Raw genomic sequence first — 20,381 nt, 5'->3', positions numbered from 1 at the left:
CAACTAAGGCGGGAATTTAGCGCTTTTTCGAGTCACGCCTTGGTGACGAAACGGCACTTTCACTCCCGGGCCGTGCGAGCGCGTGTTCTCGAAGGGCACGGTACATCGTCGTGCGATCCACCCCGAACTGCTCAGCAATCTGCCGGGCCGTCTGTCCTCTATGGCGGTTCCTGAGCAAGGTCTCGATCATTGCGCACTGCTTGTCGGTCAGCTTTCGAGGCCGCCCAAGGTGAACGCCTCGGGCTCTCGCCGCCTCCATTCCGGCAATGGTTCGCTCGGAGATCATCGTGGCTTCGATCTCAGCGACCGCCGCAAGCACCGCGAAGACCAGAGCCCCGGCCGGGCCACTGGTGTCGATGCCTTGCGTCAAGCTGCGCAGGCCAACGCCCTTCCGCTTGAACTGGTCGGCGATCTTGAGCAACTCCAGGGTCGAACGCGCCAAGCGGTCGAACTTCCACACCACCAGCACGTTGCCTAGCTACACCGCCTTCAGCACGCCAGCCAAGCCAGGGCGCGCGACCGTCAGACCGGACGCGGTATCGCTCCAGATGTCCTCGGACTCCACCCCCGCCCTAGTCAGGGCGTCGATCTGCAGATCCAACCGCTGATCGTCGGTGGACACTCGGGCATATCCAATCAGGTGTGGAGTGGTGCGTGTGGCAGCAGCCTTTCCCATGCCCTTTCAGCACAGAGTTTTGCCACAACTTTCGCAACACACCTCCAGGGGCTCAGGTTCCTAGTCGCCGGCGTGGCAAAAGGCGGCGCCATCGCTGTGACTGGGTCCGCTTTGCGCCAGGAGCTGAAGTTAGTTGGCTTCCATAAAGCGGAGCGAACGGGTCCGCCGACCGCGGAAGGAACCGCGTTCCCGGCAGTACGGAACCACCACCGAGAGCTTGGCACCTAACCCGCGACACTGAACCGAGCCCGATCGTCTAAACTTCCTTGTGTCGACAATCACGAAGGATCGATGTCGCGGGCTATCAATCCGATCGAGGGGTGGTTTTCCGGGTACGATGCGGTGGTGGTGGCATGGGGACCCGCGGTCCCGGAGACGGAGCGCGACAGCGGCCGGTCCATCCGCGGGCGCCTAACGGAGGTGATCAGGGCGCGACAGCGACTGCCCGCGCCCGCACGCCTCCCAGCACGACCAGCGCCGCCAGCAGCAGCACGATGCCGCTGACGCCGAAGACACCACCGGCGCCGGTGATTCCAAAGATGGCGCCCCCCGCTGCCGCGCCGGTGGCGATGGCAAGTTGCACCGCCGCGACGAAGAGGCCGCCGGCGCTTTCCGCCTCGTCCGGTACGGTGCGGGTGATCCAGGTGGACCACGCTACGGGCACGGCGCCGAAGGCGACGCCCCACAGTGCGATCAGCACAGACGCAATGACCGGCGAGCCGCCCAGCGCTGCCAGCCCGAGCCCGAGCAGCCCCATGGTCAGGGGCATGACGGCCAGGGTCAGCCGCATGCTGCGCTCCAGCAGCGCGCCGCCGAGGTAGGTGCCGGCGAAGTTCGCCACGCCAAAGCCCAACAGGATGCCCGAGACGCCGCCGACGCCGACGCCGGTCACCGTCTCCAGGAACGGCCGCACATAGGTGAACAGCGCGAAATGCCCGGTGAAGACGAGGATGATCGACAGCATGCCGAGCCCGACCCCCGGCCGCACCAGCACCTCGCCCAACGTCCGGAGGCTGGTGTGGCCGTTCGGCGCCATGCGCGGCAGCGTGAGGAACTGCGCCGCCAACGCCACCAGCCCCAGCCCGCCGGCCATCAGGAACACCGCGCGCCAGCCGAGCAAGTCGCCGAGGTAGCTCCCGACCGGCGCCGCGAAGACCGTGGCCGCCGACACGCCGCTGAAGATCATCGACAATGCCCGCGGGATCATCGCCTCCGGCACCAGCCGCATGGCGATCGCGGCCGACATGGCCCAGAAGCCGCCGAGCGCCACCCCCAGCAGCACCCGCCCGACCAGTAGGGACAGCAGGTCGGGGGCAAAGGCGACCATCAGGTTGGACACCAGCAGCAACGCCGAAAAGGCGAGCAGCACGTGACGCCGGTCGATTCGGCGCGTCGCGGCGGAGATGAGCAGGCTGGCGACCAGCGCCACCATAGCGGTCGCGGTGACCGCCTGTCCGGCCATCGCCTCGGTCACGTGCAGGTCGGCCGCCATTGGCGTCAGGAGGCTGGCCGGCAGGAACTCCGCCGTCACCAGCCCGAACACGCCGAGCGTCAGGGAGAAGACTGCTCCCCACGCGGGCTCCGTCGGCGCGGCGCTGGCCGGCCTCGCAGGTCCCATCATGTTCTGTCCTCGCTGGAAGATTATGTTGCGACGCAGAATAGGGTGGAGCCGCCGGACGATCCATGCCATATAGTCCGCATGTTTTGATCCATCGTCCGAATATGCCTGACCAGACCCTCCTTCATCCGGGCGCCGACCTCGTCAGCGAGCTTTTGCTCGGGATGCGGCTCACCGGCGTCCAGTACCGCCGCATGCAGGTCGCCCCTCCCTTCGGCATCGGCTTCGGCACGGTGGAGGGGCGGGCGCAATTCCATTTCATCGCCCGTGGGCCGGTCCTTCTGCGGCTGCTCGCCGGCGGCACCTTCACGCTGAACACGGGCGATGCGGTGCTGCTGCCACGCGGCGGCGCACACGAGCTGCTGTCGGCGCCGGAGCTGCCGGCCCGCGACGTCGCCAGCTTCGCGACGGCGCCCTTGTGCGGCAATGTCAGCGCGCTCGAATCCTGCCCGGCCGAAAGCTGCCGCTCGAAGGACGCGGTCATCTTCACCGGCTGCATGGAGTTCGACCTCGGCGCCATGCAGCCGCTGGTCGGCTTGATGCCCGAGGTGATGCAGGTCGGCACCCTGCTCGACCGTTACCCCGAGATGCTGCCGATGCTGGAGGCGATGGAGCGCGAGGCGCGGGCCGAACGCGCCGGCTACGCCGGTATACTGGCCCGACTTGCCGACGTCGTGTCCGCCTCCATCGTGCGCGGCTGGGTGGAATGCGGCTGCGGTGATGCGTGCGGCTGGATCGACGCGCTGCGCGACCCGCGGCTCGGCCGCGTCATCTCCGCGCTGCATCGGGATCCTGGCCACAACTGGACTGTGGCGGAATTGGCTGCGGAGATGGGGGCCTCGCGTTCTGTTTTCGCGGAACGCTTCCTGGCGGTGACCGGCGTGACCCCGGTCCGCTATGTGACGGAACTCCGGATGCGGCTTGCCGCCCATTGGATCGGGCGGGAACGGTTGTCGATCGAAGCCGCCGCGCATCGGCTCGGCTACGGTTCTCAAGCCGCCTTCAGCCGCGCTTTCAAACGCACTATGGGCTACTCGCCCGGTGCTTCGCGCAACGCGGCATCATAGTACCAGCACGATCGGGACCAAGTGGCGGGCAGGTCCTTTCACAAGCCGGTCCCGCACGTCGTCGCGGGTGACCTGACCAACTTTCAGCGCGTAGAGTCCGGCGACACCTTGCCCAACAGCACGAGATCGGTTTGCAAGGCGCCGGACTGTCGACTTTGCGCCGATAAAGCGGATTTCGGCTCAGTTTAGATTCGGGTAGCCGCAGAGCTTGAACCACGCATTGGCGTCGGTGGCGGTGATTGCCTTGAGGGCTGGGCCGAGTTCCTCGTTGAGGGCTTCGACGGTGCGGGCTTCCTTGGCGCGCAGGATTCCTTTGAGCTTGGCCCAGCCCGGCTCGATGGGCGAGGGGTCGGGCGAGTAGCGCGGGAGGAAGCGGACACGGAACCCCGCGGTCTCAAAGGCAGCGAGGATATCGGCCCGCTTGTGAGCGGAGAGGTTGTCCATCACGACCACGGCGCCGGGCTTGTCGCGCCGGAGCACGGGCAGAAGCGCATGCTCGACAATGGCGAGAAACACGGCGGAGGAGGTGGACGCCTCGATGCTCATGGCGGCCAGCATGCCTTCGGCGCTCAGCGCCCCGAGCACCATGACGCGGTGCCAGGAGCCACAGGGCACGGACCCGAGCGCCCACTGTCCGCGCGGCGCCCGGGCGTGGGTCGGGGTCATCCGGGTGTTGATGCCGGTTTCATCGAGGAAAACCAAGCGTGCCGGTTCCTGGACCACGGCATCGCCCTGGTAGGCCGCGCGTTCCGCGGCGATATCCGCGCGCTCTTGCTCGCTGGCTCTCAGCGTCTTTTTTTGCGCGCCAACCCCAGCCGCTTCAAGGTGCGGCACAACACCGCCAAGCTCAGCAACTCGGGGCCGCCTTCGCGGCGCTCATATGCCAGCAGAACCCGTTCGCGCAGATCAGCGGAATATGGCTGGCCCATGGAACGGCCTCCTTCAGCGGTGTCTTCCTCCAACCGCGCAGGCCAGCCAAAATTCCGTCTATACTCAGCGACAATCCGCTTTAACTGCTCGATCAACGCCGCCTGCTCCATAAGCAGGGCGTCCTTCTCGGCATCACTCAAGCGGTGGCGCGGCGGTTTCTCCATCCGGATGTTCACTCATATTCAGCGAGGTGGCGCAACCCATTTCGCCAACCCCGTGAGCAGTTACGGACAACCTTAGCGGCCATTGATCTGCGTTCGGAGTCCGAAAGAGGCCATTCGGCCCCTTTCGCTTCTCTCATCGAATTCCCAGCTTATGGAGTGTCAGTTCCCAGCTTATGGGGCATCATTCGCAGTTTATGCGTAAACCGACACCGGCGAGCCGTCGCGGTGCTGACCGTCCTCAGGCGCATTTGGAATAGCCGCAGTTCAGGCAGCTGTCGCAGCCTTCCTGCCGGATCAGGCCGGGCTGGCCGCATTTCGGGCATTGCCGGAGATTGGCCGACTCGGTTCCGATGACCACCGGTGCGGAACCGGGGGCGGTGTCGGCGGACGGCGGCGCGGTCAGCGCCCCGTCGGCGACCTCGTCGTCCGGCAGCATGCCGATGGCCTTGAGGTGCCGTTCGATCACGTCACCGATGGCCGCCAGAAGGGACGGGACGTAGCGGCCCTGCATCCAGGCACCGCCGCGCGGGTCGAAGACCGCCTTCAACTCCTCCACCACGAAGCCGACCTCGCCGCCGCGGCGGAACACCGCGGAGATCATCCGGGTCAGCGCCACGGTCCAGGCGTAATGCTCCATGTTCTTGGAGTTGATGAAGACCTCGAAGGGCCGGCGGCGGCCATCCTCCACGATGTCGTTGATGGTGATGTACATGGCGTGGTCGCTGTCCGGCCAGCGCACCTTGTAGGTTTCGCCCGGCAGGGTCTCCGGACGGTCGGGCGGCTTGGCCATCGGAACGGGAGGCGATGCCGCGCCCTCCTTCTTCACCGACAGGACGGAGCCGGTGACCGCGTTCGGGCGGTAGGTGGTGCAGCCCTTGCAGCCCAGTTCGTAGGCCTGCCAATAGACGTCCTTGAAGGCGTCGAAGGGCAGATCCTCCGGGCAATTGATCGTCTTGGAGATGGAGCTGTCCACGTGGCGCTGGGCGGCCGCCTGCATCACCACATGCTCCGCCGAGGTCAGGGACTGCGCGTCCACGAAGTAATCGGGCAGAGGCTGCTCGGCCCCGAACCGCGCGCGGAACAGGCGGTGGGCATGGTCGCTCACTTCCTCGGTCCGGCGGGTGCCGTCGGGCATCAGGACGGTGCGCTCATAGCTGTAGGAGAAGACCGGCTCGATCCCCGACGACACGTTGTCGGCGAACAGCGAGATCGTCCCGGTCGGCGCGATGGAGGTCAGAAGCGCGTTGCGGATGCCATGCTCCGCGATCAGGCCGCGCACGTCCTCGTCCAGCCCGCGCACCATCGGGGCGTTCGGATAGGCGTCGCGGTCGTAGAGCGGGAAGGCGCCCTTCTCCGCAGCGAGCAGGGCGGAGGCGCGGTAGGCCTCGTTGCGGATGATCCTCAGCCAGGACTCGGTCAGCGCCACCGCCGCCTCGCCGCCATAGCGCGTGCGGCAGAGGATCAGCGCGTCGGCCAGCCCGGTGACGCCCAGCCCGATGCGGCGCTTGGCGTGGGCTTCCTGCGCCTGTGCCTCCAGCGGGAAGCGTGAGGCGTCCACCACATTGTCCATCATCCGCACGGCGAGCGCCGTCAGTTCCTTCAGCCGGTCGGTGTCGAGCCGGGCCGTCTCCTCGAACGGGTCGATCACCAGGGCGGCGAGGTTGATCGAGCCGAGCAGGCAGGCGCCGTAGGGGGGCAGCGGCTGCTCGCCGCATGGGTTGGTGGCGGAAATGGACTCGCAATAATTCAGGTTGTTCTGCCCGTTCACCCGGTCGATGAAGATGACGCCCGGCTCCGCATAGGCGTAGGTGGCCTGCATGATGCGGTCCCACAGGCCGCGGGCGCGCACCTCGCGGTGGACCCGACCGTCGAAGACCAACGGCCAGGGCCGGTCCTCGCGCACGGCGTCCATGAAGGCGTCAGTGACCAGGACCGACAGGTTGAACATGCGCAGCCGGCCGGGCTCGCGCTTGGCGTCGATGAAATCCTCGATGTCGGGATGGTCGCAGCGCAGGGTCGCCATCATCGCGCCGCGCCGGGCGCCCGCCGACATGATGGTGCGGCACATGCTGTCCCACACGTCCATGAAGGACAGCGGGCCGGAGGCGTCGGCGCCGACTCCCTTCACGAAGGCGCCCTTGGGCCGCAGGGTGGAGAAATCGTAGCCGATGCCGCCGCCCTGCTGCATGGTCAGCGCCGCCTCGCGCAGATGCGCGAAGATGGCTCCGAGGTCGTCCTCGATCTGCCCCATGACAAAGCAGTTGAACAGCGTCACCGCACGGCCCGTGCCGGCGCCGGCCAGGATGCGCCCGGCGGGCAGGAACTCGAAGCGGGACAGCGCCCGTTCGAATCGCGGCGCCCAGACCGCCGGATCGGACTCGGGCGCGGCGAGCGCCATGGCGACGCGGCGCCAAGTGTCGGCGACGGTCTGGTCGATAGGATCGCCCGCGGCGGACTTGAAGCGGTACTTCATGTCCCAGATCCGCTGGGAAATGGCGGCGATCCCCGTCATGCATCCTCCCCTTGCGCGGGCGGCCGGTCTGCAATTCAGGCCTGCCGACAGCATTGCCCGAAGAGTAGGGTGCGCGCTTCCGGGGGTCAACCCGGCCGTTCCGCTTGCGTTCCAGCCGTCAGTTGCTGATGCGGTCCCGCTGTTCCGGCATGGCCTTGAGCGTCGCCAGGATCCGCCCGGTGTCGGCATCGGACCCGCACAGGCCGAGAGCGGTCTCGCCGAAGTCCACGAGGCTGTGATGGCGCGGGGCGGGCGCCCGTTCCAGCGGCACCAGCCACGCCGCGTGCCCGCGCGCCGCCAGGGCGTCGAAATAGCCGCGCTGGGTGTGGAACGGGATGTTGGTCTCGCGCGGGTCGCCGATGACGAAGACGCGGCGTCTGGGATCGGGCGGGATGCGGTCGAGCGATGCGGCGGGGTCGAACCAGCCCTGCGGGCGGGCCAGCAGCGTCCGCAGCCCGCGCGCCTCCAGATAGGCCCGATAGGCCGGCGCGCCGGAGGAGATCACCGCGCAACGCAGATCGTGGCGGCGGGCGAGGAACTCGGCGGTCAGCGTGCCGCCGGCGCTGTGCCCGCCCAGCGCCCATGCCGTCACGCCGTAGCGGGCCTTCAGGACGTCGAGCAGCGCGTTCATCAGGGCCGCCTCGCGCGGCGTGTGGCGCGTCGTCCAGAAACGGCCGGAACTGCCATAGGCGCCGGGCCGGGCGAGGAACAGGAAGGGAATGCCGAACCGCTCAGCCAGGGCGCGTTCCTGGTCGATCATGGCGGCGACGCCCAGCCCCTCCTGGTGGCCGACGGAGGTCGGCTTGGTCCCCATGATGTCGCCGTGCATCCAGGCCGCGGCGATGGGGTTGGGGCCGGGGGCAGGGCGCAGCCCCGCCGCGTAGTAGCGCAGGCATTCCCCGCGCCCATCCACCTCGACCCAGGCCGCGGTTTCCTGCGCTTCCAGCGCGGCGCAGCCCTTGCGGGTGATGGTGACGCCCCCGGTCACCGCGGCGTTGGAAAAGCGTTCCGCGCTCGGCTGCGACTGGGCGTGGCCGTCTGTGGCCATTGCGATCGACAGGGCGAACCCCGCAAGGATGGCGAAGGCCGCGCCCCGGCGCATCAGGACGCGGTTTCGCTCACCGCGGCGGTGGCCGGTTCCGCCGCCTTCGGCCGCACGGTCGCGGGGCCGCCCGCGGCGACGACCAGCCGGTCGGTGGCCGCCTCCAGCCGCTCCTCCAACTCCTGCATGGCCTTGGCGCGGCCCAGGCCCGGCGGGATGGGGGGCAGGAACTCCACGATGATGGTGCCCGGCCGCTTGATGAAGCTGTTGCGCGCCCAGTAGAGGCCGGCGTTCAGCGCCATCGGCACGATGGGGATGTCGAGATGGTCGTAGAGCACGCCGACGCCGATCCGGTAGGGGCGGTAGGCGCCGACGGCGACCCGCGTGCCCTGCGGGAAGATCACGATGGGCCGCCCCTCGTCCCGCACCGGGCGTGCGTTCCGGACCATCGAGGCGACGGCGCGGCCCTTGGCGCCGCGGTCGACGGCGATCATCCGGGATCTGGCGGCGTACCAGCCCCAGATGGGGATCCACAGAAGCTCGCGCTTCAGGATGATCGCCGGATCGTTGACGAGGAAGTGCAGCTTCATCGTCTCCCAGGCCGACTGGTGCTTGGCGGCCAGGAGGAAGGACCCGCTTTTGGGGACGTGCTCGCGCCCGCGCACCTCGTATCGGATGCCGGCGAGCGTGCGCTCCAGCCACGAGACGGTGCCGAAATACCACGTGATCACGCGGATCATGCTGCGTCGCGGCAGCAGCAGCGACCACAGGATGCCGACGCAGATGACCGCCGTCCACACATAGAAGGCGACGTTGAAGGCGAGGGAACGCAGGAAGATCATGGCCGGGAACTTGTCAGGATTCGATCAGCTTCTCAAGCGTGTAGCGAAGGCGCGTCACAATGTACTTGTTGTACTCGGTCATCAGCAGATTCGCCGTGCCCGGCCACAGCCACCAGTCGTTGAGATGCACGTTGGGGGAGGCGACGGGGTGGGGCACCACCTCGACCTCCGGGATCACCATGCGGAATTCCAGCAGGCTGCGCATCATGTGGTAATTGGCGGTGACCAGCCGCATCGAGCCGTAGCCCTGGGCGCGCAGCCAGTCCGCCGTCTCGTAGGCGTTGCCGATCGTGCTGTCCGCCGAATAGCCGAGCGTGATGCAGCATTCCATCTCGCCGGGGAACTGGCGGGAGCGCTTCAGAAGCTCCTGCACCTCCAGCCCCTCGTAGACGCCGGAGACGAACAGCCGGTGCGCCCGCCCGTCAGCCAGCAGCTCCAGCCCGGTGCTCAGCCGGCCGCTGCCGCCGGTCAGCACGACGATGGCGTCGGTGTTGCGGGTGGCCTCGGCGCTGCCGGGCTGCGGCGGGCTGCGGGGGATCGACGCGGCGAACCAGATCAGCCCGCCGAGCCACGCCAGCCCGCCCAGCATCGCCAGCAGCAGCAGCCGTCGCAAAGCCCGCAGGACCCGGGCGCGCCGCGAGTGGGCCATCCCTCAGCCTCCGGACGGACGGATCGGGAGCGCAATCACGGCATCGACTCCAGCGTGCGCAGCACCGTCCAGCGCGCGGTCAGCGCGGCCAGCAGGCAGGCGGCCAGCGGCACGGCAGCCAGCGCGGCGACGGCCCACCAGGGCGAGGTGGCGAGGTCGGGCAGCAGGCTGGCGTGAAGCCCGGCGGCGGCGTGGCCGATCCCGCCCAGCGTGCCGGCGGCCAGCAGCAGCCCGGTCATCCCGCCGCGCAGGGTCAGGCCGATGACGTGCGATTCGAACTGCCGCGCCACGTAGCGGTCGGTGGCTCCCATCAGATGCAGCAGCTCCACCACATGGCGGTGGATGGCGAGGCCGGAGCGCACGGCGAAGATCACCGCCATCACCCCCGCCCCGCCGATCAGCGCCACGATGCCCAGCGCCGCCAGATGCATCGCCCCGGCGAAGCGGCGCAGGTCGGCCAGCCACACCGCGTGGTCGTCCAGCGTGGCGCCGGGGGCGGCGGAGGTCAGGCGCGTCGCCAGCGCCGCCGTGTCCACCGGCCCGTTGGTCATCACGTCGATCAGCCGCGGCATCGGAAGCAGCGGATCGGCGGCCTCCTTGCCCAGCCACGGCTCCAGAAGCCGGCCGACGTCGCCGCTGGACAGGACGCTGGCGGTCGCGATGCCGGGGGTGGCGCGCAGGACGGTCAGCGCGGCCTCCGTCCGCTCCTCCAGCGGGGCGGCCTGGGCGCTGTCGGGAAGCGGCATGATCTGCACGGTAAGCCCGCCGGCCAGACCGCTGTCCCAGCGCCGCGTCATGTCGGAGACGAGCAGGGCCCCGGCGAGCGCCAGCGCGGCCAGATAGACCATCAGCGCGGTCAGCCACATCAGGAAGCGCGAGGTCGGGTCCTTCGCCAGCGGCAGGTCGGAGTTTCGGCGGGTCAGCGGCGGCAGGGCCATGGCGTGTCTCCTTTCCTCCGCGTCAGGCCCAGCGCGAGGCGTGCGCCGGCAGGACGTGCAGGCGCCCGTTCTCCAGCATCAGGCGCGGGTGCTCGAAGCGGCGGATCAGCGCCTCGTTGTGCGAGGCGATGACCACGGTGGTGCCCAGCTTGTGAAGCTCCTCGAACAGGTAGAGCAGGCGCATGCCGATGCCGTCGTCCACATTGCCGGTCGGCTCGTCGGCTAGCAGCAGGCGCGGGCGGTTGATGACCGCGCGGGCGATGGCGACGCGCTGCTGCTGCCCGCCCGACAGGGTGGAGGGCAGGGAGTTCAGATGGTTGCCCAGCCCCACCCAGCGCAGGATCTCCGTGCAGTGCTCCACCACATCGGACTCGCGGGCACCGCCCATGCGCAGCGGCAGCGCCACGTTGTCCAGCGCCGAGAGATGGTCGAGCAGGGCGAAGTCCTGGAACACCACGCCGATCTGGCGGCGCAGCGCCGGCAGGTCGGTGCGCTTGACCCGCGCCATGTCCTTGCCGAACAGGGTGACCAGCCCGCGCGACGGGCGGAGCGCCAGATACATCAGCTTGAGCAGCGACGACTTGCCGGCCCCGCTCGCCCCCGTCATGAAGTGGAACGAGCCGGGCGGCAGGGTGAAGCTGATGTCGCGCAGCACCTCCGGGCCGGTGCCATAGCGCAGTCCCACATTCTCGAAACGGATCACGGTCCCACCAAAGGCGCAACGGAAGGCCCCGGCGGCGTCCCGCCGGGTGCGCGGATGGACAATGCACCGGCAGGGGCCGGCGCGTCCACCGCTGTCCGCCTCACCGCGCCCATTGGCTTGAACGGGGCGGCCACGCGCTGCGCCCGTGCGTTCCTTGCTTCACACCTCATGACTACCTATAAGGACAGTCTGCAAATTCGGTGACAACGATCGGCATCTATGATCATCACCTGCCCGGCCTGCGACACACGGTACACTCTTGCCGATTCGGCGGTCGGTCCGCAGGGCCGGAAGGTGCGTTGCGCCCAATGCGGCCACATGTGGTGGCAGTCGCCGCAGGACGATCCCGTCTTCCATCCCGACGCGGTGACCGAGTTCCACCCGGTCCCGCCATCCTCCGCCAAGACGCCGCCCTCCAGGACGAAGGCGGCTGCCAAGCCTGCGGCCGACCCCGGCGCGCGGCGCCGGGCGCTGGTCGGTTGGGGGGCCTTCGTGGCGGTCCTGCTGGCCATCGGTGCCGCCGGTTATTTCGGCCGCGCCACCCTGGTGCGGCTGTGGCCTCCGGCCGCCCTGTTCTACGAGACGGTCGGCCTGCCGGTGGAGCCGCCGGGCACCGGCCTCCAGCTTCAGAACGTCCGCTCGGAACAGAAGACCGAGGACGGCAAGGCCGCTTTGCTGGTGGAGGGGCAGATCGTCAACGTCTCCGAGACGCTGCGCACGGTGCCGGCGCTGCGGGTCACCGCGCTGGGCGCCGACCGCCAGCCGTTGCGGAACTGGACCGTCGCGCCGGTGCCGCCGCAGATCCTTCCCGGTGAGATCGCCACTTTCCGCGATGTCCAGCCCGACGCCGCCGGGGTTCTGGAGGTCATGATCACCTTCGACGGCGGCCGCTGAGGGGCGCGCCGGGCACCGGCCCGTTATGGCGCGTAGCCCCGGATGATCAGGGAGACCGCGCCGTCGACGATCCGGGTCAGCTGCTCTTCCGTCGGGCGTTCGGACAGGCACAGCATGAAACGCAGATGCGTGTGCGACTTGACGAGTCCGACGAACTGCTCCGCCGCCAACTGCGGGTCGGGGATGCGCAGCAGGCCGCGGCGGTCGAGGTCGGTCATGAAGGCGCTGATGTGCTCCATGGTGCGGGCCGGGCCCGCCTCGTAGAAGGCGCTCGCCAGCTCGGGGAAGCGGTGCGCCTCGCCGACGACCACGCGGTAGCCGGCCAGCGCCTGCGGCGACAGGATCATCGTCACGAATTGGCGGGCGATCAGGCGCAGCCCGTCGGCCATGTCGAGCGCGCGCGCCTCCTCGCAGACGGCGGCCATCGCGTGACCCTTGCACTCGCGGGCGACCATGACGCGGAACAGCTCATCCTTGCTGCCGAAATGGGCGTAGAGCGTCGCCTTGGACACGTTGGCGGTCTTGGCGATGGCGTCCATGCTGACGGCGCCGTAGCCATGGTCCAGGAACAGCTTTCCGGCGGCCTCCAGGATCTGCGCGGGCTTCGATCCTGCCTCCGGGGTGGGGGCGACCAGCGTGCTCATGCGTTCCTCATGTCCTGAAGCCGGGTGTCCTGAAACCGGCCTTGCGTCCTGTTCTACCACGGTGCCGGCGGTGCTTGCGGGACTTCGTGCGCCGAGTCCCCGCTGCCGTAACGCGTTCCGCATTCAACCACAATCCCAAACGTTAAAACTAGACCGTTCAGTTCACTCTTGACAACAGGTAGGCCCGCGATCATGTTTTCGCAAGACTAAACTGAACGGTTCAGTTCCGGCGAGGCGGCGGTCAAGCCGGCCCAGGCCAGGGACGAACCGAAACGGGTGGGCTGGATTGCGATGGTCAAGGCCGTGCGGAAGATCGTTCTGTCGGGTGTGGCGGTGGCGGCGCTGGCCGGTGGCGGCTACGCCGGCTGGGAGTGGTGGACCGAGGGACGCTTCTTCGAGTCGACCGACAACGCCTATGTTCACAGCGACATCACGGTGGTGAGCCCCAAGGTCTCCGCCTATGTGCGGGACGTCCGGGTGGCGGAGAATCAGCAGGTCGCCGCGGGCGACGTGCTTGCGGTGCTGGACGACCAGGACTTCCGCGCCAAGGTCGCGGAGGCCGAGGCCAACGTCGCCGCGCAGAAGGCGGCGCTCGGCACCATCGACAGCAAGCTGCAGCTCCAGAAGGCGATCATCGACCAGGCCGCCGCCTCGGTCTCCAGCGCCGAGGCCGAGCAGCGCCGCGCCCAGCAGGATTTCGACCGCACCCGCGCGCTCGCCAGCGACAGCTGGGCCAGCCGCCAGAAGTTCGAGACGGCGGACGCCGACCTGCGCAAGGCGACGGCGGAGACCGCCCGCAGCCGCGCCGCGCTGGTCGCGGAACAGGATCAGGTCGGCGTGCTGAACGCCAGCCGCAGCGAGACCGACGCCCGCCTGCGTCAGGCGGAGGCCGCCCTGCAGACCGCGCGCAACGATCTGAACAACACGGTCATCCGCGCCCCGGTGGACGGGGTGGTCGGCAACCGCGGCGTCCAGGTCGGCCAGTACGCGCGTCCGGGCGTGCAGCTTCTCTCGCTGGTGCCGCTGCCCGACGTCTATGTGGTCGCCAATTTCAAGGAGACGCAGCTCGCCCGCATGCGCCCCGGCCAGCCGGTGACGGTGGAGGTGGACGCCTATCCGGACAGACATCTGCTCGGCCGGGTGGAGAGCTTCGCCCCGGCGTCGGGCTCGCAGTTCAGCCTGCTGCCGCCGGAGAACGCGACCGGCAACTTCACCAAGATCGTCCAGCGCGTGCCCGTGCGCATCGCCCTGCCGCGCGACAGCGTGCTGTCCGGCCTGCTGCGCCCCGGCCTGTCGGTGGTCGCCGAGGTGGACACCCGCGGCGCCGAGGACCAGCCGCACAACGCCGGCACCGTCATGGGCGCGCTGGTCCCCGGCCGGACGGTCGCGTCGAAGTAACCGCACCCCCGCGCGCCGACAACCGCTTCTGCATCAACCGATTTCGTCCTGGAGAGGGCGACCATGACCGCCATCACCAACGACGACACGCCCACCGCCCGCACCGCCAATCCCCCGGCGGACGCGGGCGGCGAGACCGCCGCGTCCCGGCTCCAAACTCCCCCGCCCCCCGCGGGCCGGGGCGCGGCGGCTCCTTCTTCCGCACCCGCGGCGGGGCCGCGCCCGGTGACCACCCGCGACTGGTTGGGCTTCCTGTCCATGGTCGTCGGCATGTTCATGGCGATCCTGGACATCCAGATCGTCTCCAGCTCCCTGTCAGAGATCCAGGCGGGCCTCGCGGCCAGCGCCGACGAGATCTCGTGGGTGCAGACCTCCTACCTCATTGCCGAGGTGGTGATGATCCCGCTGTCCGGCATGCTGGCGCGGATTCTCTCCACCCGCGTGCTGTTCACCATCGCCGCCGCCGGCTTCACCTTGACCAGCGTCGCCTGCGCCTTCACCTCCAGCATCGAATCGATGATCGTGTGGCGGGCGCTCCAGGGCTTCATCGGCGGCGCGATGATCCCGACCGTCTTCGCCACCAGCTTCTCCCTGTTCCCGCCGGAAAAGCGGGCCGGCGTGTCGGTGATGATCGGTCTGGTCGCCACCATGGCGCCGACCCTCGGACCCACGCTGGGCGGCTGGCTGACCCAGAGCTTCTCCTGGCACTGGCTGTTCCTGGCCAACGTGCTGCCGGGCATCGCCGTGACCTCGCTGGTCTGGACGCTGGTCGACGTGGACAAGCCCAACCCGGCGCTGCGCAAGGGCTTCGACTTCATCGGTCTGGGGCTGATGGCCGCCTTCCTCGGCAGCCTGGAGTTCGTGGTCGAGGAAGGCCCGCGGCAGGACTGGTTCGAGGACGAGTATGTGGCGGTCTTCGCCGTGGTCGCCGCGGTGTCCGCCATCGGCTTCTTCTGGCGGGTCCTGACCTACCGCAACCCGATCGTCGAGCTGCGCGCCTTCCTGGACCGCAACTTCGCCATCGGCTCGCTCTACAGCTTCATCATCGGCATCGGGCTTTACGGGGCGGTCTATCTGCAGCCGCTGTTCCTGGCGCGCGTGCGCGGGCTGAACAGTTTGCAGATCGGCACGATCATGTTCGTGACCGGCGCCTTCCAGTTCCTGTCCGCGCCGATTGCCGGCGTGCTGTCGAAGAAGCTCGACCTGCGGGTGATGCTGGCGATGGGGCTGTGCCTGTTCGGGACCGGCGTCTGGCTGAACGCCCACCTGACCAATCAGTCCGGCTTCTGGGAGCTGTTCCTGCCGCAGGCGGTGCGCGGCCTGTCGCTGATGCTGTGCTTCATCCCGGTGAACACCATCGCGCTCGGCACCCTGCCGCCGGAGCAGCTCAAGAACGCGTCGGGCCTCTACAACCTGATGCGCAACCTGGGCGGCGCCATCGGTCTGGCGGCGATCAACACCGTGCTGCTGGAGCGGGCGTCCCTGCACATGAACCGGCTGGGCGACAACCTGAACCTCGCCCGCCCGCTGGTGCAGGAGACGCTGGACGGGCTGGCGACCAAGTTCGACGGGCTGGTCGCCGACCCGCAGGCCGCCGCCATGAAGACGCTGGCCCGCATGGTCGAGCGCGAGGCGATGGTGCTGACCTTCAACGACTGCCTGCTGCTGATGGCCGGTGTGTTCTTCGGCGGGCTTCTGCTGATGCCGCTGGTGCGGCGCCCGGGCGGCAAACCGGCGGCGGCGGATCACTGATCCTTCGGCCTCCCACTCGTCGCGCCGGTGAAGCGTCCCGGTGACCGGCGCCCGTCTTCGTGCTATAGGGCAGGCCGTCGCGTCGAAGGGTCTTTCCGCCGTCATGAGCAAGCGCCAATACACCCGCGCCGAGGTCAAGGAACTGCTGTCCGCGCTGGAGCGCCAGTGCCGGGAGGCGTCGAAGCTCGCCCAGCTGGCCGAGCATGAGGCGAGCAAGCACAGCTTCGGCGCCTACCGCGAATTCCGCGACAAGGTGGGCGAGTTCCAGGCGCTGGTCATCCTGATCGAGCAGCGGCTGCGCAACCTCGTGGACACCCGCTCCGACGACCTGCGCGACCAGTTCGAGCGGCTGGACACGGTGATGCTGGCCCTTCTGGTGCGGGCCAGCATGCGCTTCTTCTTCGTGCTGTCGGCCAACCCGATCCTGCCGATGGGCGCCCGCGAGATCTTCGTGGCGGAGCTGCGCAGCCTGCACGACGCCCACGAGAAGCTGAAGCGCCCCAACTACGCCGGCAAGCTGGGCCAGGACCTGGAACGCGATCTGGAGACCGCCTCCCTGATCCTGGAGGAGATCATCGACAAGGCGCCGAGCCTGCTCAACTTCCGCGGTGGCGCGGCGTAACCGGACTCAGCGCTGGATCAGCGCGCTTTCCTTGCCGGACAGCACGAACACCTTGGCGTAGCTCTTGAGAAGCGCGTCGATCAGGGCGTTGACCTTCGGGCTGGACATGGCGCGCGGCTTGGCCGGATCGACGTGGAGGACGCAGCTGTCCTTGACGTCGTTGAAGGCGGCCAGGGCGTGGATGCGGTCGGGCCGGAACTCGTCGGGGAAATTCTCGTCCATCAGCCAGAAGCATTGGAAGTTCCGGCAGGACTGCGGACGCTCCTCATAGACGGTGCAGCCCTTCCCCTGGTCGCAGGACACGCACCACTTGGCCGAAGGCTTCTTCAGCTCGGGCACGCCCATCAGCTTGCAGCACAGCGTGCATTCTCCGCAGTTGCGGTCGGCCATAACGCAGAATCCTGATCTGTCCCGGTGAAAGAGCGCGGACACTCGCACAAAGGGCGGGGCCGGGGAAAGTGTCCGTTGGATGGGTGGGGAGAGGCCTTACGCCAGGCTGGGCACGACCAGCGGTTCCTCCGCCTCGCGGACCAGCAACGCCTCGATGGCGTCGGCGGGGGCCGGGCGGGCGTAGAGGTAGCCCTGCGCGTACTTGCACAGGATGTCGCGCAGAAATTCAGATTCCAACTCGGTCTCCACGCCTTCGGCCACCGCCTCCATGCCCAGGATGGCGGCCAGCGTGGCGATCACCTGCACGATGGCGGCGTTGCCCTCGCCCGACGAGATGGCCTGGACGAAGCTGCGGTCGATCTTCAGCGTGTCCGCCGGGAACTTGTGCAGATAGGATAGCGACGAGTAGCCGGTGCCGAAATCGTCGATCGAAAGGCGCACGTCCATGTCGCGGATACCCTGCATCAGCACCCGGCACTTGGCGGGGTCCTTCATCAGCAGGCTTTCCGTGATCTCCAGCTTCAGGCTCGATGGCGGAACCCGGCTTTCCTGCAGCACCTCGCTCACCAGCCCGATCAGGTCGTCGTCGCTGAACTGGCGGGAGGAGACGTTCACGCTCATGAACAGCGGGGTGGGGCGGGGGAAGCGGGCCTGCCATTGGCCGAGCTGGCGCGCCGCCTCGCGCAGCGCCCAGCGGCCCATCGGCACGATCAGGCCCGATTCCTCGGCCAGCGGGATGAACTCGCCCGGCGGGACCAGCCCGCGCTCGGGATGCTTCCAGCGCATCAGCGCCTCGAACCCGGCGATGTGTCCCGAGGACAGGGCGACGATCGGCTGGTAGTAGAGGACGAGCTGGTTCTGCTCCAGAGCCATGCGCAGGTCGGTTTCCGTGCGCATCTGGGCCATCGCCTGACGGCGCAGGTTGCTGTCGAACACGTCGATGCGCGCCCGCCCGCCCGACTTGGCGCGGTACATGGCGAGGCTGGCGTCGCGCAGCATCTCCTCCGCCCGGTCGTAGCCGGAGACGCTGAGGGCGATGCCGATGGAGGCGGACAGCACCAGCTCGTGGCCGTCCAGCGCCAGCGGCCGTGCGACGGCTTCGCCCATGCGCTCCGCCGCGGACAGGGCGTCGCCCACGTCGTCGATGCCGTCCAGCAGAACGGCGAATTCGTCCGCCGACAGGCGGGCCAGCGTGTCGCCCATGCGGCGGGTCTCGTCCAGCCGCTCGGCGATGGTCTTCAGCAGCCGGTCGCCGACGCTGGACCCCAGCGCGTCGTTGATCGACTTGAAGCGGTCGAGATCGACGAAGATGACGGCGAAGGCCTTGCCGCCGGCCCGCCGGTTGCGGTCGAGCGCCTGCCCGATGCGGTCCAGCAGCAGGGTGCGGTTGGGCAACCCGGTCATGCCGTCGTGGAAGGCGTCGAACAGGAGCTGCTGCTCGGCGCGCTTCTGGGCGGTGATGTCGGTCATCGAGCCGGCGATTCGCACCGCCCGGCCCGACCCGTCCCGCACGGCGAGCCCGCGGACCAGCATCCACAGCTCGTCCCCGTCGGCGGCCTGGATGCGGAAGACGTGCTGGAGATGTTCGCGCTCGCCCGTCAGATGCAGGTCGAAGGCGGTGCGCAGCCCGGCCAGATCGTCGGGATGCACGCGGTCGAACCATTCGCCGATGCGGTTGGACAGGCTGTCCACGACGAAGCCGAGCATGGCCGCCCAGCGGGGGGAATAGTAGACCTCGTCCGTGTCCAGCCGCCAATCCCACAGCCCGTCGTTGGCCCCGGCGGCGGCCAGCGCGTAGCGCTCCTCGCTCTGCAGCAGGCGTTGTTCGGCGGACTTGCGGTCGGTGACGTCGGCCTGGCTGCCGACCAGCCGCACCGGGCGGCCCTGCGCGTCCGGCACCGCGATGCCGCGGCAGGCCATCCAGCGGGTGCCGCCATCGGCGTGACGCACGCGGTACTCGATCTGGAAAACGGTATCGTCGCCGCCCAACGCGCCGAGCGTTTCGCGCAACGACTGTCGGTCGTCGGGATGGACGCGGTCCATCCATTCGTCCGGGCTGCTGCCGACGCTGCCTTCCTCCAGCCCGAGGAGCGACAGCCAGCGCGGCGAGTAGTAGACGGTTCCGGCGTCGAGGTCCCAGTCCCACAGACCGTCGTTGCTGGCCGCGGCGGCGAGCGCGTAGCGCTCTTCGCTTTTGCGCAGTTGGCGTTCGGCGTGCTTGCGGTCGGTGATGTCGGCGACCGACCCGACGAGGCGGACCGGATCGCCCGATTCGTCGGGGACCGCCATGCCGCGGCAGACCAGCCAGCGCCAGTTGGAGTCGCCATCGTCCGGCGATAAGCCGGCTCCGGCACGACGGACGCGGTGTTCGATCTGGAAAGGCAGCGAAACGCCGACCATCTGGCCTTCGAAGGAGGCGTAGAGCCAGTCGATGTCGTCGGGGTGAACGCGGTCGAGCCAATCTTCCGGGCGATTGACGTCGCCCGGCGGCAGGTCGAGAAACTCCTTGAAGCGGGGAGACAGGAACATCGTATCGTTGCGAAGGTCCCAGTCCCAGACGCCTTCGGAGCCGGCTTTCTCGGCCAGCAGATATCGCTCGATCGTGCTGCTCAAAGCCCCCTCACCGCCGCGGTGCGCCCGCATCTCGTAACTCGCAACATAGTGCCCGAATGGTGAATGAGAAATGAAGCCCCGTTGCGAAGGATTTGCGCCATGCTGGTGGTAAGGACGACCAAACCCGCTTTGCGGGCGCCCGGAGGCGTCCCGGGACGTTATCGGCGAGTCGAACGCAGGCCGTCACTGTGAGGAAGCAGAAGCATGGAATGGTCCGATCAGGGCATCGTGCTGTCGGCCCGGCCGCATGGCGAGACCTCGGCGGTCGTCACCCTGCTGACGCGGGACCACGGGCGGCACGCCGGCATGGTGATGGGCGGGCGGTCCAGCCGCATGCGGGCGGCGCTGGAGCCCGGCACGCTGGTGTCGGCGCGCTGGCGCGGGCGCTTGCCGGAGCATCTCGGCACCCTGGCGCTGGAGGCGGTGCAGGGCTATTCCGCCGCCTTTCTCGATGATCCGTTGCGACTCGCGACCCTGACCGCGGCCTGCGCGCTGGCCGAGGCCGCTTTGCCGGAGCATCAGCCGCACCCGGCCCTGTTCGACGGGCTGTTGGCGCTGTTCGGCCTGCTGAGCGGCGACGCCTGGGCCGAGTCCTACGTGCGGTGGGAGGTCGGGCTGCTCGCCGAACTCGGCTTCGGGCTGGATCTCGACCGTTGTGCGGTCACCGGGGCCAACGACTACCTCGCCTATGTCAGTCCGCGCACCGGACGCGCGGTGTCGGCGTCGGCCGGCGAACCCTACCGCGACCGGCTGCTGCCGCTGCCCGGATTCCTGATCGGGCTGGGCGGCGGCGGGCCGCAGGCGGTGGAGGAGGGGCTGCGCCTGACCGGCCATTTCCTGGAGCGCCATCTGCTCAACGGCCCGTTGCCGCCCGCAAGGCTGCGATTAAGAGAACGTTACGAGAACGCGGTAGCGCGCCGCCGCTAG

Annotated in this window: 19 protein-coding genes and 1 pseudogene; 6 read left to right on the top strand and 14 right to left on the bottom strand. The window is 68.7% G+C overall.

What is annotated here, in order from left to right; genetic code table 11:
• Positions 1-16: 16 nt before the first annotated feature.
• The 3 genes and pseudogenes from ACFPMG_RS34760 to ACFPMG_RS34750 form a co-directional block, all read right to left on the bottom strand.
• Positions 17-259 carry a helix-turn-helix domain-containing protein gene (locus ACFPMG_RS34760; protein ID WP_377000866.1) on the bottom strand — a complete coding sequence of 81 codons (243 nt, stop codon included), beginning with the start codon at positions 257-259 and terminating at the stop codon, positions 17-19.
• Positions 245-676, bottom strand: a pseudogene (locus ACFPMG_RS34755) (recombinase family protein); the annotation flags it as partial. The gene ACFPMG_RS34760 and the pseudogene ACFPMG_RS34755, both read right to left, overlap by 15 nt.
• 424 nt (positions 677-1,100) lie before the next feature.
• Complete coding sequence (locus ACFPMG_RS34750; RefSeq protein WP_377000675.1) at positions 1,101-2,297, bottom strand: MFS transporter; 1,197 nt, start codon at positions 2,295-2,297, stop codon at positions 1,101-1,103.
• A gap of 101 nt (positions 2,298-2,398) precedes the next feature.
• Between ACFPMG_RS34750 and ACFPMG_RS34745 the strand changes: the two genes are divergently transcribed.
• Entirely contained in the window at positions 2,399-3,361 is a 963-nt protein-coding gene (locus ACFPMG_RS34745; RefSeq protein ID WP_377000673.1) for an AraC family transcriptional regulator, read from the top strand.
• A gap of 180 nt (positions 3,362-3,541) precedes the next feature.
• Here ACFPMG_RS34745 and ACFPMG_RS34740 read toward each other — a convergent pair whose 3' ends face one another.
• The 8 genes from ACFPMG_RS34740 to ftsE form a co-directional block, all read right to left on the bottom strand.
• Entirely contained in the window at positions 3,542-4,195 is a 654-nt protein-coding gene (locus ACFPMG_RS34740) for an IS630 family transposase (RefSeq protein WP_377000671.1), read from the bottom strand.
• The gene (locus ACFPMG_RS34735; RefSeq protein WP_377000875.1) at positions 4,147-4,455 is read right to left on the bottom strand and encodes a hypothetical protein; all 309 of its coding nucleotides are present in this window, start codon (positions 4,453-4,455) and stop codon (positions 4,147-4,149) included. Before ACFPMG_RS34735 ends, ACFPMG_RS34740 begins: the two co-directional genes overlap by 49 nt.
• 238 nt (positions 4,456-4,693) lie before the next feature.
• On the bottom strand, positions 4,694-6,967 hold the full coding sequence (locus ACFPMG_RS34730; protein WP_377000669.1) for an adenosylcobalamin-dependent ribonucleoside-diphosphate reductase: 2,274 nt from the start codon (positions 6,965-6,967) through the stop codon (positions 4,694-4,696).
• A gap of 118 nt (positions 6,968-7,085) precedes the next feature.
• Positions 7,086-8,069, bottom strand: a complete 984-nt coding sequence (locus tag ACFPMG_RS34725) for an alpha/beta hydrolase family protein (RefSeq protein WP_377000667.1) — start codon at positions 8,067-8,069, stop codon at positions 7,086-7,088.
• A complete protein-coding gene (locus ACFPMG_RS34720; protein ID WP_109070317.1) occupies positions 8,069-8,851 on the bottom strand; it encodes a lysophospholipid acyltransferase family protein in 783 nt (260 codons plus the stop codon). Before ACFPMG_RS34720 ends, ACFPMG_RS34725 begins: the two co-directional genes overlap by 1 nt.
• A gap of 13 nt (positions 8,852-8,864) precedes the next feature.
• Positions 8,865-9,500: a YdcF family protein gene (locus tag ACFPMG_RS34715; protein ID WP_377000665.1), complete on the bottom strand. Its 636-nt coding sequence runs from the start codon at positions 9,498-9,500 to the stop codon at positions 8,865-8,867.
• A gap of 35 nt (positions 9,501-9,535) precedes the next feature.
• Positions 9,536-10,438, bottom strand: a complete 903-nt coding sequence (locus tag ACFPMG_RS34710; RefSeq protein WP_137105488.1) for a cell division protein FtsX — start codon at positions 10,436-10,438, stop codon at positions 9,536-9,538.
• A 22-nt stretch (positions 10,439-10,460) separates the two neighbouring features.
• Positions 10,461-11,141 carry a cell division ATP-binding protein FtsE gene (ftsE, locus tag ACFPMG_RS34705; protein ID WP_014198283.1) on the bottom strand — a complete coding sequence of 227 codons (681 nt, stop codon included), beginning with the start codon at positions 11,139-11,141 and terminating at the stop codon, positions 10,461-10,463.
• Positions 11,142-11,360: 219 nt separating this feature from the next.
• Here ftsE and ACFPMG_RS34700 point away from each other — a divergent pair, with 219 nt between their 5' ends.
• Positions 11,361-12,035 (top strand): zinc-ribbon domain-containing protein, encoded by a 675-nt coding sequence (locus ACFPMG_RS34700; protein WP_377000662.1) that lies wholly within the window; start codon positions 11,361-11,363, stop codon positions 12,033-12,035.
• Positions 12,036-12,058: 23 nt separating this feature from the next.
• Here ACFPMG_RS34700 and ACFPMG_RS34695 read toward each other — a convergent pair whose 3' ends face one another.
• Positions 12,059-12,679, bottom strand: coding sequence for a TetR/AcrR family transcriptional regulator (locus tag ACFPMG_RS34695; RefSeq protein WP_353860343.1), 621 nt, complete (start codon positions 12,677-12,679; stop codon positions 12,059-12,061).
• Between the two features lie 291 nt (positions 12,680-12,970).
• On the opposite strand from ACFPMG_RS34695, the gene ACFPMG_RS34690 reads away from it, so the two are divergent.
• The 3 genes from ACFPMG_RS34690 to ACFPMG_RS34680 all read left to right on the top strand — a co-directional run bounded on the left by ACFPMG_RS34690 (position 12,971) and on the right by ACFPMG_RS34680 (position 16,451).
• Positions 12,971-14,077 carry an HlyD family secretion protein gene (locus ACFPMG_RS34690; protein WP_377000660.1) on the top strand — a complete coding sequence of 369 codons (1,107 nt, stop codon included), beginning with the start codon at positions 12,971-12,973 and terminating at the stop codon, positions 14,075-14,077.
• Positions 14,078-14,140: 63 nt separating this feature from the next.
• Positions 14,141-15,829 carry a DHA2 family efflux MFS transporter permease subunit gene (locus ACFPMG_RS34685; protein ID WP_377000658.1) on the top strand — a complete coding sequence of 563 codons (1,689 nt, stop codon included), beginning with the start codon at positions 14,141-14,143 and terminating at the stop codon, positions 15,827-15,829.
• Positions 15,830-15,932: 103 nt separating this feature from the next.
• Positions 15,933-16,451 carry a hypothetical protein gene (locus ACFPMG_RS34680; protein WP_014198289.1) on the top strand — a complete coding sequence of 173 codons (519 nt, stop codon included), beginning with the start codon at positions 15,933-15,935 and terminating at the stop codon, positions 16,449-16,451.
• Between the two features lie 6 nt (positions 16,452-16,457).
• Here ACFPMG_RS34680 and ACFPMG_RS34675 read toward each other — a convergent pair whose 3' ends face one another.
• Both ACFPMG_RS34675 and ACFPMG_RS34670 read right to left on the bottom strand, forming a co-directional pair.
• Complete coding sequence (locus ACFPMG_RS34675) at positions 16,458-16,841, bottom strand: hypothetical protein (RefSeq protein WP_014198290.1); 384 nt, start codon at positions 16,839-16,841, stop codon at positions 16,458-16,460.
• 96 nt (positions 16,842-16,937) lie between these two features.
• Positions 16,938-19,454 (bottom strand): sensor domain-containing protein, encoded by a 2,517-nt coding sequence (locus tag ACFPMG_RS34670; RefSeq protein ID WP_377000655.1) that lies wholly within the window; start codon positions 19,452-19,454, stop codon positions 16,938-16,940.
• 204 nt (positions 19,455-19,658) lie between these two features.
• On the opposite strand from ACFPMG_RS34670, the gene recO reads away from it, so the two are divergent.
• The gene (recO, locus tag ACFPMG_RS34665; RefSeq protein WP_377000653.1) at positions 19,659-20,381 is read left to right on the top strand and encodes a DNA repair protein RecO; all 723 of its coding nucleotides are present in this window, start codon (positions 19,659-19,661) and stop codon (positions 20,379-20,381) included.

Source organism: Azospirillum himalayense (assembly GCF_042657465.1).
In the GTDB taxonomy this organism is placed as follows: Bacteria; Pseudomonadota; Alphaproteobacteria; order Azospirillales; family Azospirillaceae; genus Azospirillum; species Azospirillum himalayense.
This window is presented reverse-complemented; position numbering and strand designations above follow the sequence as displayed.

Excerpts from the sequence above, each read along its gene's own strand:
- ACFPMG_RS34720 (WP_109070317.1), bottom strand. The coding sequence starts at position 8,851 with ATGATCTTCCTGCGTTCCCTCGCCTTCAACGTCGCCTTCTATGTGTGG.
- ACFPMG_RS34690 (WP_377000660.1), top strand. The coding sequence starts at position 12,971 with ATGGTCAAGGCCGTGCGGAAGATCGTTCTGTCGGGTGTGGCGGTGGCG.
- ACFPMG_RS34760 (WP_377000866.1), bottom strand. The coding sequence starts at position 259 with ATGGAGGCGGCGAGAGCCCGAGGCGTTCACCTTGGGCGGCCTCGAAAG.
- ACFPMG_RS34745 (WP_377000673.1), top strand. The coding sequence starts at position 2,399 with ATGCCTGACCAGACCCTCCTTCATCCGGGCGCCGACCTCGTCAGCGAG.
- ACFPMG_RS34750 (WP_377000675.1), bottom strand. The coding sequence starts at position 2,297 with ATGATGGGACCTGCGAGGCCGGCCAGCGCCGCGCCGACGGAGCCCGCG.
- ACFPMG_RS34710 (WP_137105488.1), bottom strand. The coding sequence starts at position 10,438 with ATGGCCCTGCCGCCGCTGACCCGCCGAAACTCCGACCTGCCGCTGGCG.
- recO (WP_377000653.1), top strand. The coding sequence starts at position 19,659 with ATGGAATGGTCCGATCAGGGCATCGTGCTGTCGGCCCGGCCGCATGGC.
- ACFPMG_RS34730 (WP_377000669.1), bottom strand. The coding sequence starts at position 6,967 with ATGACGGGGATCGCCGCCATTTCCCAGCGGATCTGGGACATGAAGTAC.
- ACFPMG_RS34675 (WP_014198290.1), bottom strand. The coding sequence starts at position 16,841 with ATGGCCGACCGCAACTGCGGAGAATGCACGCTGTGCTGCAAGCTGATG.
- ACFPMG_RS34735 (WP_377000875.1), bottom strand. The coding sequence starts at position 4,455 with ATGGAGAAACCGCCGCGCCACCGCTTGAGTGATGCCGAGAAGGACGCC.
- ACFPMG_RS34700 (WP_377000662.1), top strand. The coding sequence starts at position 11,361 with ATGATCATCACCTGCCCGGCCTGCGACACACGGTACACTCTTGCCGAT.
- ACFPMG_RS34695 (WP_353860343.1), bottom strand. The coding sequence starts at position 12,679 with ATGAGCACGCTGGTCGCCCCCACCCCGGAGGCAGGATCGAAGCCCGCG.
- ACFPMG_RS34715 (WP_377000665.1), bottom strand. The coding sequence starts at position 9,500 with ATGGCCCACTCGCGGCGCGCCCGGGTCCTGCGGGCTTTGCGACGGCTG.
- ACFPMG_RS34725 (WP_377000667.1), bottom strand. The coding sequence starts at position 8,069 with ATGCGCCGGGGCGCGGCCTTCGCCATCCTTGCGGGGTTCGCCCTGTCG.
- ACFPMG_RS34685 (WP_377000658.1), top strand. The coding sequence starts at position 14,141 with ATGACCGCCATCACCAACGACGACACGCCCACCGCCCGCACCGCCAAT.
- ACFPMG_RS34680 (WP_014198289.1), top strand. The coding sequence starts at position 15,933 with ATGAGCAAGCGCCAATACACCCGCGCCGAGGTCAAGGAACTGCTGTCC.